This is a genomic window from Aeromonas sp. 160P (assembly GCF_055193095.1).
This window is the reverse complement of record NZ_JBUXKV010000001.1, coordinates 2,615,528-2,629,436: the sequence shown is the minus strand read 5'-3', so window position 1 is coordinate 2,629,436 and position 13,909 is coordinate 2,615,528. Positions and strand designations below refer to the sequence as shown.

13 protein-coding genes and 1 pseudogene are annotated in these 13,909 nt (G+C 48.4%); 13 read left to right on the top strand and 1 reads right to left on the bottom strand.

What is annotated here, in order from left to right; translation table 11 throughout:
* Nucleotides 1-4: 4 nt before the first annotated feature.
* On the top strand, nucleotides 5-721 hold the full coding sequence (locus tag ACY8FN_RS12425) for a DUF2982 domain-containing protein (protein ID WP_463100173.1): 717 nt from the start codon (nucleotides 5-7) through the stop codon (nucleotides 719-721).
* A gap of 245 nt (nucleotides 722-966) precedes the next feature.
* Here the strand turns inward: ACY8FN_RS12425 and ACY8FN_RS12420 are convergent.
* A pseudogene (locus ACY8FN_RS12420) lies at nucleotides 967-1,069 on the bottom strand.
* Nucleotides 1,070-1,696: 627 nt separating this feature from the next.
* Here ACY8FN_RS12420 and hxsD point away from each other — a divergent pair.
* The 12 genes from hxsD (at nucleotide 1,697) to ACY8FN_RS12360 (ending at nucleotide 13,777) form a co-directional block, all read left to right on the top strand.
* A complete protein-coding gene (gene hxsD / locus ACY8FN_RS12415; RefSeq protein WP_157868080.1) occupies nucleotides 1,697-1,987 on the top strand; it encodes a His-Xaa-Ser system protein HxsD in 291 nt (96 codons plus the stop codon).
* Nucleotides 1,977-3,431, top strand: coding sequence for a His-Xaa-Ser system radical SAM maturase HxsB (gene hxsB, locus ACY8FN_RS12410; protein ID WP_011899284.1), 1,455 nt, complete (start codon nucleotides 1,977-1,979; stop codon nucleotides 3,429-3,431). The genes hxsD and hxsB overlap by 11 nt, the downstream gene beginning before the upstream one ends.
* 3 nt (nucleotides 3,432-3,434) lie before the next feature.
* Nucleotides 3,435-4,640 carry a His-Xaa-Ser system radical SAM maturase HxsC gene (gene hxsC, locus ACY8FN_RS12405; protein WP_463100172.1) on the top strand — a complete coding sequence of 402 codons (1,206 nt, stop codon included), beginning with the start codon at nucleotides 3,435-3,437 and terminating at the stop codon, nucleotides 4,638-4,640.
* Complete coding sequence (gene hxsA, locus ACY8FN_RS12400) at nucleotides 4,637-5,215, top strand: His-Xaa-Ser repeat protein HxsA (RefSeq protein ID WP_011899282.1); 579 nt, start codon at nucleotides 4,637-4,639, stop codon at nucleotides 5,213-5,215. Before hxsC ends, hxsA begins: the two co-directional genes overlap by 4 nt.
* 41 nt (nucleotides 5,216-5,256) lie before the next feature.
* The gene (locus ACY8FN_RS12395; RefSeq protein ID WP_042657574.1) at nucleotides 5,257-5,529 is read left to right on the top strand and encodes a DUF5334 family protein; all 273 of its coding nucleotides are present in this window, start codon (nucleotides 5,257-5,259) and stop codon (nucleotides 5,527-5,529) included.
* A 76-nt stretch (nucleotides 5,530-5,605) separates the two neighbouring features.
* Nucleotides 5,606-5,917, top strand: a complete 312-nt coding sequence (locus ACY8FN_RS12390; protein WP_011899280.1) for a M48 metallopeptidase family protein — start codon at nucleotides 5,606-5,608, stop codon at nucleotides 5,915-5,917.
* Between the two features lie 442 nt (nucleotides 5,918-6,359).
* The gene (locus tag ACY8FN_RS12385; RefSeq protein ID WP_011899279.1) at nucleotides 6,360-7,232 is read left to right on the top strand and encodes a TnsA endonuclease N-terminal domain-containing protein; all 873 of its coding nucleotides are present in this window, start codon (nucleotides 6,360-6,362) and stop codon (nucleotides 7,230-7,232) included.
* Entirely contained in the window at nucleotides 7,222-9,405 is a 2,184-nt protein-coding gene (locus ACY8FN_RS12380) for a hypothetical protein (protein ID WP_011899278.1), read from the top strand. Before ACY8FN_RS12385 ends, ACY8FN_RS12380 begins: the two co-directional genes overlap by 11 nt.
* Nucleotides 9,406-9,407: 2 nt before the next feature.
* A complete protein-coding gene (locus ACY8FN_RS12375) occupies nucleotides 9,408-10,847 on the top strand; it encodes an AAA family ATPase (RefSeq protein WP_011899277.1) in 1,440 nt (479 codons plus the stop codon).
* Nucleotides 10,844-11,803 (top strand): TniQ family protein, encoded by a 960-nt coding sequence (locus tag ACY8FN_RS12370; RefSeq protein WP_042657575.1) that lies wholly within the window; start codon nucleotides 10,844-10,846, stop codon nucleotides 11,801-11,803. The genes ACY8FN_RS12375 and ACY8FN_RS12370 overlap by 4 nt, the downstream gene beginning before the upstream one ends.
* Nucleotides 11,804-11,806: 3 nt before the next feature.
* Nucleotides 11,807-13,423 carry a TnsD family Tn7-like transposition protein gene (locus ACY8FN_RS12365; RefSeq protein ID WP_011899274.1) on the top strand — a complete coding sequence of 539 codons (1,617 nt, stop codon included), beginning with the start codon at nucleotides 11,807-11,809 and terminating at the stop codon, nucleotides 13,421-13,423.
* A 54-nt stretch (nucleotides 13,424-13,477) separates the two neighbouring features.
* On the top strand, nucleotides 13,478-13,777 hold the full coding sequence (locus tag ACY8FN_RS12360) for a hypothetical protein (RefSeq protein WP_011899273.1): 300 nt from the start codon (nucleotides 13,478-13,480) through the stop codon (nucleotides 13,775-13,777).
* Nucleotides 13,778-13,909 lie beyond the last annotated feature (132 nt).

Below are 13,909 nucleotides of genomic sequence, written 5' to 3'. Positions count from 1 at the left end.
ACCGATGAAAACACGCCACGTGAAGCCCTTGAACCGCCGTAACGGATTGACCCTGCTCTGCTCCGGTGTGCTCATCACCAGCCTGATGTTATTGCTGATCTGGCGACTTGCCAGCGATCCCCTGATCCCGGCTTATGCGCTACTACTGACCGGCCTGATGATGACCTTTATCGGCTGGCTCAAGCTCAACGAGCCTGCGGTCAGCCTCTCCCTGTGCCGGGATTATCTGCACTACCACCACAGGTATGGTGGCTGGGCGATTAAATGGAACAACATTGTGCGAGTTGATCAACCGCGCATTCATGTGGGTTGGGATCTGCATCCCCTTCCCTACATTGGCTTCAAAATCAAACGGTATGACGAGTTTTTACCCCTGATCACCCCGCGGCTGGCGGTTCATCTGCTGACCGAGCAGCGCAGTGTGCTGTTGCACGCAATGCAAAGCGAACAGCCTGGCTGCCTGAGCGGCAGTTGCGGCGATCCCCTGCTGGGAGGCGATCTGCTGGAAGAGGGACGATTTCGCTCCCACGAAGGGCAACACTATGACGGGGCCATTGCCATGCTGGCGCAGCGGATGAGTCGTTTGCGCCAGTTGCTCGGCTATGACCTGCTGATCCCCATCGACAGCCTGGACCGGCAACCAGAGGCCTTTCTAACCCTGCTACGCCACTATCAACAAGAGGCAACAGTGCTGATGCAGAGCGAGTCGCCCCCAACCTAGCCCCCATGACCGACGCAAGTGGCCATTCGGCGCGACAAGATTGCCACAGCCGGTTATTGGCTGATTAGTATTGACCGAGGGAATTGGGATGCAGGAAGGGATATTGTTTAAATTCAGATTGTCGGCAAATAACCCGGTAAAGGGTTTCACTCTCCCGCATCCATAGCCATAGCCATAGTGCGGTTTCCGGGTTTCCAAGTTTGCCAGAAAGCAAAAAACCGACCCTGAGGTCGGTTTTTTTAATTTGGCGGTGAGGGAGGGATTCGAACCCTCATTCTCGTACATCACAGCACAAATATAACCTTCAATTTCAATAGCTTACGCATTTTTTACCGAAATAAAAGCTACATAATTGTCTCAGGTAATTGCTATGAGACTTATCGTACTTTTATATAGGAAATTAATTAAATGTCAACCACATAGGTTGTGGCAATTGACTGCGTTGTTGATCACGACCATTTAAGTTGGATACCGTGACATTGAAGTTGGAAACCGACCATTTAAGTTGGAAACTAAAAGGCCCTGCAATAGCAGGGCCTTTTTTATGCTTGGTTTGATAAAACGTAATTAAATTACAAATTAAGAATTTATTAGACCGTCGTTAGTAGATCAGTAGCATTCATATATCAAGGGCGCGGTATACTTTATACAAAAGTTTGCGTTATTACTCAAATTTCCCTATCGGGCTAAGCACCGGCATGGTGCCAAAGGATAATCTGGGTACCGAAGGAGGGCCAACGATAGGCACATGAAGGGGTAAAGCAACTCACCAACACATAATGGTAACAACATCAGCCATTCACAACACTAAGTATGCGATGTTCCGTCGTGGGCATTGCACCTAAACATTGAGCTAACGCAAGCATAGCTTAGATAATCTAAAAAATCCTAACTTGAAAATTCACTTCGATACCTCATTTTTGGTATAGTTGAAGAGTTCTTTGTTTTCCTCATATGTATTTCCTGAGTGTAATCATGATCGTAATTATCGACCCTTTTTTCAGTAAAGATGCCATATTGCGAACTTGTTACGGGTTTGCAGGTAATTTTAATTTCGAAATTCAAATGAAAAGTGGAATGTATTTCATTACTGTTGCGGCATTGGATACCACTCCGATAGCCAGCGACTTTGAGGCTGAATTTAAAAATGCGCTGATTGACCACGAGTTGCGGGTAGTGATTGAGGAAAAAACGAAGGTAGTGAAAGAGGCGTTGGTGTGTGCTGCGCTGCGTGAAGCATGGAGCGAACCGGTTGATGCGAAATAAATTTAAGAATAAAGCCTATTTTGCTGACAAAGATAAAGACTATACACTGTTTCCTTTTAACTTTGAACGCTTGAGTCAAGATGAAGTACTCATCGTCAATGCAGTTGGTGAATTTTCATTTATTCAGGATCGAGAATTGCAAGAATTGGTGGCTGGCGAACTGCCAACTGACACTGAGTTATATCAAGAGTTAAAACGAAAGAGTTTCTTGGCAGGTTCTGAGGATTCGTATGCACTGCGCTGTTTATCAGCCAAATACAGGCAGCGCAAATCTTTCCTCAGTGGCGGGCCGGGACTGCATATCTTTGTGATCACATTGCGTTGTGGAAATTCTTGCGAGTATTGTCAGGCGAGCCGCAAATCAGTGACATCGTCACAGCACGACATGTCACAAGAGACGGCCAGAAATGCGGTAGATCGGGTGTTCGAATCACCCAACCAGCGCATCACCATTGAGTTTCAGGGAGGTGAGCCTTTGCTCGCCTTCGATTTAATTAAATTTATCGTGGACTACGCTCACGAAAAAAACAGTGTGCATGGCAAGAGCCTCGTGTTTGTCATTGCCACTAGCCTGCAATACATTACCGATGAGATGCTGGATTTTATCAAGCTCCACAGTATTCAGATCTCAACGTCGCTGGATGGCCCAGAAGCGCTACACAACAAAAATCGGCCATCCTCATGTGGTAATAGCTATCAAAGTACCCTTGCGGGTATTCGAAAGGTGAGAGAGGCCATTGGCGATGAGGCCATCGCCGCCATGACCACCATCACCAAAGACAGTCTACCTTTTCACCAGGAGATCGTAGATGAGTATGTGAAGCATGGCTTCCATTCGATATTCTTGCGGCCGCTCAACATGTATGGCTTTGCCGTCAAAAGGGAAAGCAAGGTCAGCTATACCTCTGCCGAGTATTTCGCGTTTTATCAAAAGAGCCTGCAATACATCATCGATATCAATAAAGCAGGCTACTACCTAGATGAAGTCACGGCGTCCTTGGCACTGAACAACATGCTGACCGGACGTGCGGTGGGCTATGTGGATCTGCGCTCGCCCTGTGGCGATGGCACCGGGGTGCTGGTCTATCACTACAACAGCTATGTATACCCGTCCGATGAAGCCCGAATGCTCTATGACATGGGCGATAACAAATTCTGTTTGGGCTCAGTAGAGGCGCCCTATGTGGAGCTGATTTCGTCGGATGTGATGGGTGAGATATTGATGAGCGGGGTGGCCGAATCCCTTCCGGCTTGCGCCTATTGCGCCTATTTACCCTACTGTGGTGCCAACCCCATCCAGAACTATTCCCGTACTGGCGACTTGGGTGGACACAGGGCTAAGAATGACTTCTGCAATAAGCAGAAACCGTTGTATCGCCACTTGTTCAGCCTCCTTGAAGAGAACAAGGATGTATTCACTTCATGGGTCACAAGGGGTAAGTGAGCGATGAGCTTCAAACTGAAATTAAGAGCGGTCATTCATTATCCCTCTACAACTCGCCGCCCGTTGCGGGTAACGACAGTTGATAGCTACATCGCCACAGGAAGATCACCGGACGAGTTATGCCTGATCTACCCCGACGGGCAATATAGAGGCGAAACCCTGCTTTCCATCAAGTGGGGGGCTATTGTCATTTATGACCATGCAACCCCGCTTTTTGACGGTCAAATCATTCACGTCACCGAGGAAGGTGAGCGCCTTGACGATGGCGACATCATTGTGACGTTAACGGATGCCGTGTATATCGCCTACAAGCAGCGCAGTGACTCCAACTCACTGTTCTTGACAGAGCGGTGCGATAACTTCTGCATCATGTGCTCGCAGCCGCCGAAAAATGTGGATGACGCGTGGCGGGTGAATGATGCACTGGACATCATTGATTTGTTGGACGATGAGCCGCGCACTTTGGGGATCAGCGGCGGTGAACCGACGACGTTAGGGGCGGATTTTTTGAAAATTCTGACCCATTGCCACCAGAAATTGCCGCAAACCCAGCTTCATATTTTGACCAATGGAAAAAACCTGAGTAATAGGGAGCTGATCGATGAGATTCAGCAGATTGGGCATGAGCGGGTGCTATGGGGTGTCCCATTGTATGGGGCAATGGCCCGCGATCACGATTACCATGTGCAGTCTCGCGGGGCATTCAATCAGACCATCAACGGCCTCTATCACCTAAAAACGATTGAACAGTCCATCGAACTGCGGATCGTCTTGACGAAAGATGTACTCAGAAATATCGAAGCGCTGTGTGAGTTTATTGTCAGAAATTTATCGTTTGTCTCTTTTGTTGCCCTTATGGGGATCGAATTTACGGGCTTTGCCAAGCAAAATTACGCTACGGTGTACTCTCCCATTGCTGAGCATTTGCCCGCGTTAAGCTCTGCCATGAATACCCTGAAAATGAATAATGTGCAGTACTGCCTTTACAATATTCCGCATTGTCACTTGCCGCTGAGTTTGCGCGATTTTGCCGCGCAAAGTATTTCCGACTGGAAAAATGGATTCCCGCAAGGTTGTGACGATTGTGCTTCGAAGGCAGTCTGCTGTGGCTTCTTTGCGTCGAACCTTGATCACAAGTCGGGTGTTTTAACTAAATCATTATGTAGTGTTGATGATGACTCTTATATTGGAGTAATAAATTTGTTATGAAAAAACTAATGTCCACGTTGCAGCGTTGGGGTGTACTGGGTCTGGGTGTGCTAAGTGGGCATGGGGTCACGGCTAGCGAAGCGCATCTCTCCGATGACGCCTTCAATCAGTTGAACTTAGACAACTTGCCCAACATGGAAGCCTCGTTGAACATGGATGTGAACAACCTCTATGCAGGCCACCGTTCACATCGCTCGCACAGTTCACATCGCTCGCACTCCAGTCATCGTTCTCACTACTCAGGCTACGGCACCTCGACCTATTCGGCCCCTGTCGCTGTGCCTTCGCGAGCATATGGCAGCAGTGTAAACAGCCTTAACCAAAGCTTGCAGGCCCCTCTCGAAGTCACTTCACCAGCCAGACGGCTGACAGCCAATGATAGCGCCATGATGGATCTGGTCATGCGGGTGCAATTAGCACTGTTCACCAAAGGCTATGATGTAGGTATTATCGATGGCAAGATTGGCCCGAAAACCCGCGCCCAGATAAAACGCTATCAGAGTGATAACAGGTTAAGTAGTACGGGAACACTGACGACCTCCTTACTCACAAGTTTGGGTATTCAAATTCAGTGAGTCATCCGGGCATTCTTAACTTAATTTAAAAAGGATTACAGATGAAAAAAATAACAATCACTCTAGCTTTCTTTGCTGCAATAATGTCTTCTAATATTTATGCATGGGAAGGTGTTGACAATGATTCTGGGAGTGACATTGAGATTGAAAGCGGTAATTTAGTAAGAGCTGGGGAGGAAATTGAATATTATGACCATGATTATGGAGAGTATCGTTCAGCGGATGTTGAGAGCGTAGAGTCTAGTGGTAGTGGTGCAGAGGTAGAAGTATATGATCATGAATCAGGTGAATATCGGACATTTGAAATGGAATGACTTCGCAGTTTCACTTGGGTAATACCTCTAATCGGTTGAGCACCGTGCCCTGACCAGCTAAGGAGGGTGCGAATAAGTGTCCTCTACAATAAAATTGAAATTTTTAGTCCTTAAAATTCAACTTGTTATAAAGGCATGGCATTGTGTTTGGTGGCTTATTCGCATCATCCCCCTGTGGGGGCGCTGTTCCCCCCATGGCCGGATCACGCTTAACCCACACCTCGTCAAAGCGTCTCGCGAGTGTATCGATTACGTCATCCTGCACGAGCTCTGCTACATTGCCGAGCACAACCACAGCGAGTCGTTTCGGCTGATGAGCCAAGTGATGCCAGGCTGGGAAAAGACAAAAGAGCGATTGGATGGGATGGCGGCTCGATTGTTGGCGTGAGTTATCTGATCGTCAGTCACTCCCACAGCCCGGCAGGTTACCCTTGCCGGGCTGTTTCTTTGGTACTGATGCCTTCTACTGATCCTCAAAGGATCCCTCTCATGGCCGAAAAGGCCATTTTTTCTGTGCAGAACAATCGATAGCCTCAGAATCATGCTCTATATCAGTTGTCCTCTTATATCTAAATTGGAATAAAAAACTTGTACTTATTATTTATAAAAATAAATATGCACTGTTGTGTGTATTTATGCGCATATAGGTAAGTTTTTGTTTTTAAAGGGGAAATATAAAAATTCAATACGTGTGGAGTTTTCACCACAGCAGCATCATCAGTTAATATTTATAAAAATAAATAAGATAAAACAACATCTTACGTTCATTCTTGTTGTTGACGATCCCCTGCCTGCTGACTAGGTTGTATGCAAGTCAGATAGGAGCGGTCATGAAACAAAAGATGGTTAAGCAGCCAATTATCACAGATGCGGAAATCGCCAAAACGGAGCGATACAACCGAGACATCCAGGCTTGGGGGTATCGGCCCTGGGTCACAGTGCGACAGTCCCATACCCATGGGCAGGGTCAGATTGTGTATAGTCACAAGACCAAACGTGAGCATCATCTGCTCAGCCGTGGTGAGCGACGCCCATTTTTTTACTTCGAACATGACCCAACGGTTATCGATATTCTGGAGCAGTACCCGCTGCCCCTGCATAAAACTCTAGAAATTGCTGCCTCTCTGAACATTGTCCATCCAGGTAATTACAAAGAGAGGGGCAATCATGGTGGTCGTATTCCAGCCAAAACCATGACTCAGGATTTTTTAGTGTTGAGGCAATCCGATAGTGGCAACGCGCGATTGACAGCGTACAGCTATAAATATTCCGATGCTCTGGATCCTGCCATCACCAATCCTCGAGTCGTTAATCGAACACGAGCAAAAGAGAAAATTGCCCTTGAATATTGGCGTGCTGAAAATATCGATTTTGTGATGGTAACTGAGAAAGATTTTGATGCTACATTTATCTACAATGTAGAGTTCTTGCGGGAGTGTTTTGATTCAAAAAATCTTCTCCAAGTTTCAGCAGATCTTTATGATCATGTAGTTTTAAAATTTAAAAATCACATGATTATGGCACCCTTATCCACACTTAGGATGTTAGCCTTGCTGGTCGCTCAAGAGATGAACATTGATGAGAGGCATGCTGTTTGCTTATTCCAACATGCAGTATATACCGGTCGTATTGATATGGATTTGACACAGCGTATTGAGTTATACCACCCTCTTCCCGCATTGCGAGGGTCTCATGAGAATTAACCAAAAAATTGTATCTAACACAAAAAATAAATCCGAGTTGCTTATTGTTGATATCTGTCTGGATAACAGGTTAATAGCTGTATCAGATTTGTTGACTGACTCACCTAAGCGCCCATTTTTTATTTCTTTGGAACATGTCGAGTCTGATATAAATTCTGCTAGGGTTTCTATTGCAGATCATGATTTTCCAGAGATATTCTATCAACCAGATTCAGCTTTTGATCCTAGATGGATTGATAAAAGAGATCAATGTCTTGCTACTATCAAACCACTGATAGTAGATCCAGATCTTAAACATCGTTATCTATATGGTGAATCAAACGGCATATTGAAACAACTCATAATTCAGTCAGGTCGTAGTAAAAAATATGTAAGCAGTTGTTTGAATCGCTATTTCAAATGTGGAGGGATGAAAAATTCACTATTGCCACGATATTACGAGTGTGGTTTGAATCATCAACTACCAACTAAAACTATTAAGTTGGACGATGGGAAAATCTGTCTGGCCTCAAAAAGAGGACGTGAAACTAATTACGGCAATCCTTATCGAGGTATTACCCAGCAGGACATTAAAAACATTGATTTATTCTCAAAGTCGATTCGCTCTGGAGAGGAAGTCGTTCTCTCTAAATTATATTTAGACTATTGTATGACCTATGCATCTGTCGAATTGAGTCCAAAAAGTGTTGGAGATGGTGAAGTATCAGAATCAGTGAAAGTATTACTTCCAAAAGATCACTTGATTTCTCCCCGTTCATTCAAACGACAATTAATGAAATGTATCGATAAACTAACATTTATCAAAAAGCGAGTTGGTAGCATTAATTATGCGCGAGATCATGCGGCTAAACCTGGTGTGGCTAAAAAAGGGCTGCGCGGACCAACTTATCGGTATGAAATAGATAGTACCATTGCCGACATTTATATTCGTGATGAATATTCACAAGATGAATTAGTGAGTATTGGACGACCTACAATATATTTGGTTGTTGATACGTATAGTACCATGATTGTTGGAATTCATGTGGGATTTGGCAATCCCTGCTGGCATGGTGCCAGTCAGGCTCTTTTTAATGCCATGAGTAATAAAATTGATTTCTGTCGGGAGTATGGCGTTGATATAAAGGAGTCTGAATGGCCCTGCCAAGAAGTATGTCGTGAGTTAACGATGGATCGGGGATCTGAAAATTCGGATAACAATATTACTGCAATATTGCAAGGCCAAATCGGCATCAAGGCCGCAAATTTAAATGCACTCCACCGTGGCGATATGAAAGGCACGGTCGAAAAAAGCTTCCATTTACTGCAAGAAATGGCAATACCACCTCATGCAGGAAAAGTGATGAAAGTGCCGAAAAAAGAGGACCAACATCCGTCTCGTAAACCATTGTATAGTTACAGCGACTTTATGAACCGCTTGATAAATACTATTCTCTTTTTGAATAATAATCGCGCTAGTATTAATTCTCAAAACTTTGAAATGTCACGAGATGGTGTTGGTTTTACTCCTCGTGATGTCTGGAATTGGGGGCTAAAGCAAGCTGTCATAGGTTCCAGAGTGTCCGCAGATAAGCTGCGTTTTGCATTATTGCCCGAGGCTGAGGCAACGGTTATGTCACAGGGCATTTATTTTAGAGGCTTGTACTATAGTTGCAATGAAATTGTTCGTAGGAACTATCTGGATAAAGCCAGGAATCTTGGTAGGTTTAAGATTAAAATTCGCTACTCAGATGTCACCACCAATTATATATGGCTTAAAGATGCGGTATTGGGCGATGTTATCCAGTTGGATATTAATGACCGGAGTGAGGCCTATAAAAATCATAATTGGGAGAATGTCATGCGACAGCAGGAAATCACTAAGGAACGTCTCGCAAATATGAAGGAGCGCGAGTTCAGTGAGCGAGTCGCACTTGTACAAAAGTTCGATAAACAGGATAAACAAATACAGGCCAGTATCAGGCGGCATATAAAAAGCAATGCCAAAAGCATTCAAGGCGGCATGAAAGATCGCAAAATGATAGATGCTGCCATGCAACGACATCGGGAGGGGCAGTCCATTGTTGCCGAATTGGTTCCTGTCGCTCAGCTAGATACAAATCCTCGACCATTATCGGCGATAGGCCAGCAAGATCTCACTGATCCAACAATATTCACAGTTCAGGAAAAGTAACCATGGCGGAACCGAAATATTTTGCACACCCCAATGTGAGTTATCGTGGTAATCCCTATATTGAGGGGTTAGGTATGCCACTCTCTTCGGCACAGTTTTATGCGAACTGTGAGATTCCTTTTCACTATGAATTAGATCTTAGCGGGGTAGATGAATCGCTACATTCATATTTTATCCGTACTGCCATTGACCAACTGGCGGCGGTTTATACATCTCCAGATGAGGCGTACCGTTTATACGACCAGATGCGACGGATGATCGAGGCCGGGTATGTTCGACGCAACCCAGTTGGGGCTGATGTACGTCGGATATTAGCTGCGATTGATCGTGATAAGGCTGAACCGTGGAAGGCTGCACATGTATTGGAACTGGAGTTGTCGGTTCAATACAGCCTGTTACTGCTGGGACTGAGTGGACGTGGAAAGTCCACGATGGTAAAGCAGATTTGCAGGCAGATCCCACAGACGATAGAGCATGGTGATTATACGGATCACCATGGCAACGAGTTTGTTATTAACAGAATACAGGTGACCTATCTGTATATCGAGGTACATGATCGCCGTGGCCAAAAGGCATTACTACTGAACTTGTTGGAATCGCTGGATGCAGTCACTGGCGAGGATTACAGTCATGCGCATCGAGGTAGATCTGTCAATGAATTGATTTCGGTGGTGCAAAAGGCGTTTATCAGCCATGGGGTTGGTTTGTTGATCCTCGACGAAGCACAGAATCTGGCCAAGTCGGCCAAGAGTGAGGTGATCAGCAACAACGAAAAAACCACCATGAAATTTCTGGAGGAATTATTCAATCGAGTTGGTATACCACTGATGTTTGTCGGGACGCTGGCCACGATGAAATTATTTGAAAGCGAGATGACGCTCACTCGCCGAGCGACCAAAAATGGTTCTATGCAATTGGTGAGTTGTGACCTCGAAAGCTCATTTTGGCACCGCTTTATTCGCCTGATCTGCCAGACTAGATTGCTGAAAAACCAGACAACCTCGGAAGACGTGTTGCGCCAGCACATTCATTATTTAAGCGCAGGTATTCCAGCTATTGCGACTAGCCTAGTGCGGGTCACGCTTTCGTATCTGACCCATTTGAAACCTCAAGATCAAGATCTCTCGATAGCTGCATTGGATCGCTGCTTTAATCGCGATTTTAGAATACTCAATCCTGCGCTGACCGCATTGCGTAATGGTGCCTATTACCAATTTGAGGATCTCTCACCGATGCTCATACTGGAATCGGTGGCGAGTGGTCATGAGGTCGCTCAGCAGGTGCAACCACAGTCTGGAACTCATCTGCTGCAAGGTGATGTTAAGCTCAGCAATAAGTCGCAGAAAATAGATGTAAAACAACAGAAAACATTGGAACAGTTATCGCCGGAATTATTGTTAGGCCAGCTTGGGTATCACCTGGATACAGGTAAGCCGAAATGATCCTGCATCGATTGGAGTTGCTACCGGGCGAACATCTGGGGGCGGTGGTAGGCCGGATGCATGTGTTGAGCACGCACGGAACGTTTACAGCAACGGCCCGGGCGTTGGGGCTGAGCAGCCCACAAATCCGCCCTCACCGTTTATGTCACCCCGACGATCCTACCCTCGATACCCAGTTTCGGGCACGAGACGTTCAACGTGCGTGGCAGGATCACTCTGTCGGCAATTATTTAGCCCCCTTCCTGACTCCGCACGAGCAAGGGAGCGTGGTGGCAGCGTTGGCGGGTCATACGCCGCTCCGGCTGAGGGTGACCGGCCAACATAATATACAGCACCGACACTGGCGCTGGTGCGCAGGCTGTATCGCAGAAGATCACGAGATCCATGGCATGCCGTATTACCACCGGGATCATCAGTTGCCAGGGGTGTTTCATTGTCATCGACATCAACTCGGCTTGTCCGGGTGCTGCGCAGGCTGTGGTTTTACCGCCACGCTGTTGTCGGAACAACCCATCCCTCCCTACGATAACCTCTGCTCACAGTGCGGCCACTGGGTGGGGGGATATGATGGTCATTTTACCGAGCCGATGCGCGAGATCGAGTTAGCGTCGCTGGTATTGGCCCATTCCGCCAGCGCACTTACCCTACGCTCGCTGACCCAGTTGGTGAGTGATTCGATGGGGATATCGGGCGAGGCGATGCGCACGGTCAAGAGTATTAAAGCGATCAATATGTGGTTCAAGCAGATGGATGCGCAGAGCGATCCCCAGACATTGGCTGCGTATTTCATCAACTCTGGACGGATCGGTCAGGGCTGGCAGTTACCCCCCCAACTGCGTAATGCACGGGGCTATCATGAGCAGTCAGCCCGAGATCCGTTGCATCCTCTGGCCCACCTTCTGCTATTGCAGCATGCAGGTATCGATCTGGTAGGGCTCCTGGGATCTGAGGGGTGAGCGGTGTTGACCTCAGTGAGCCCAACCTATATTCCTGGCGAATCAGCCTACAGCTGGGTTAGCCAGTGTTTCGTACATTCTGCCTACAGTGACCGAAACCGCTTCTGTGAACGATTGTTCCATCGTCCTGCCATTCGGTTGCATCCGGTATTGCCAGGCCATATTGAGGTTACTGCCCAGGCTGCTGGAGTGGATCCGCAATACCTGCTGCACTATGGCACGGGCTTCCCGCTCTATGCCTTCGCGCTGGACGAGCAATCCCAAGTCCACGCCCTAGCGGCCGCCATGCTGGGTGAGGGGAGGGGGATCATCGCCCTGTCAGGGCAGGCCGCCAGCAAACTACATTTTGGCGGTGTCTGCCTTAAATGGTGTCCCGCCTGCCTGCGGGGGGATGAACAGGTCGTGGGTTGCGGCTACTGGCATACGGCGCACCAACTGTACGGGGTCACCGCCTGTGAAACGCACCAGCTGCGTCTGCATACCCTGGTGGCCGGTGCAGGCGGCATCGACCGCCGATTGTTCCTGCCGGATCCCGCGATACCCTGTGAACCATCACGACCATCCGCACATGAAATCTATCTCTCTGCATATATCACCGCTCTGCATCGGCATCTGTGCGTCCAGTCACCAACGGAGTCGCTAGCGGAGCTGTACCAGCGATGGCTCGGGCAACAGGGCTATCTGACGGCCCGAGGCCATCTGCGCAGCCAGGCCCTGTTGCAGGCCATGACGGAGTTCTGGCAGGGGTTGTTTGCCGATATAACGCCGATAGTGCCGCCGGGACTGGCCAACTATCGATACGTCTCGGGGCTGGTGCACGGTGACCGCAGTCACCACTACCTGAAACATGTGATGCTGATGGCGTTTGTGAGTCGCAGCCCAGCGGAGTTCTTCTCCATCGAGGCGCAGCAGGTGTTGCCTGTGCCGCCAGCGCGTGACGCGCAAGCCGCCGAGCGAGCAGTGCTAAGGTGGTTGGCAGAGCCGCTCTCCATGCGCCAGATCGCCCGCCACACCGGTTACAGTGTCGGTTATATCAAGCAACTCGCGTTGCGACACAACCACCCCGTCGAACACCGAATCCAGCGCATCACTGCGGCAGTGGCGCAGGGGATATGGCGGCAGGCGTTCATGGGGGTAAGCCGACAGCAGATCGCCCATTGCCATGGCGTCTCAGTCGGTGCGGTCGAAGCCATCATTCAGAGCCATCAGGGGTTGTCTGATTGGCGGCGGCATTTGGGCAGAGTGCGCAAGCTGCGTGAGCACCGCGATACATTGACGACATATCTGGCACAGCATGTCCATGCCAGTCGCGGTGTCATCGAGCAGGCGTGCCGAACGGCATTCAGCTGGCTCTATCAGCATGATCGCGTCTGGCTGTATCAGCAGTTGCCCGCTCCCAAACGGGCTGTTCACCATCCCAGCGTGGATTGGGCACAACGGGATCTGGAACTGGCTGCACGACTTGGGCAGCTGGCCGCACAGGCAAGATCATTGTCAGCCCTGGAGCGTGCGCTTGGCAAACCGGATTGGCTCAGGAAATACAAAGCTAGATTACCGCTCAGCTATGCGCTGGCTGTGCGACTTGTCGCTGCTTACGCAGCCCAGCATGCCAAACCCTGATGGTTGCCGTCGATATAGGCACGGCTGTCAGGGGTCAACACGAGGAGTATTGCCATGAAAGTCGAAGCCATCGTCCCCACCACGCAGGTCGTCGATATTCTCTGCGATGTCTGTGGCAGTAGCACGACAACCACCATTGGTACGCAGGAGTTCGGCACGCTGGCAGCGCGCTGGGGGTATGGTTCGCAGCACGATGGTGCGCAATATCAGGTGCATCTTTGCGAAACCTGTTTTTTCGAAGCGTTGGCAAACCTGAGGCAGGCTCATCGGTTGCAAAACCTGTTCGCGGAAGACTATCAACCCGCCGATCCGGACCACTTTGGGCGAGTTGAAGGAAATCAGGAGCTTATCTAACGATGAAGCGATTGAGACCCGTCGGCTCACGCAGGAGCGTGCCAGCCTGCGCCCAACGGCAATCAGACAACAGATACTCTCGTGTTGCATGGGAATAATTGCATTCTGCCCGTCACAGCAGGTTGTCCAAGA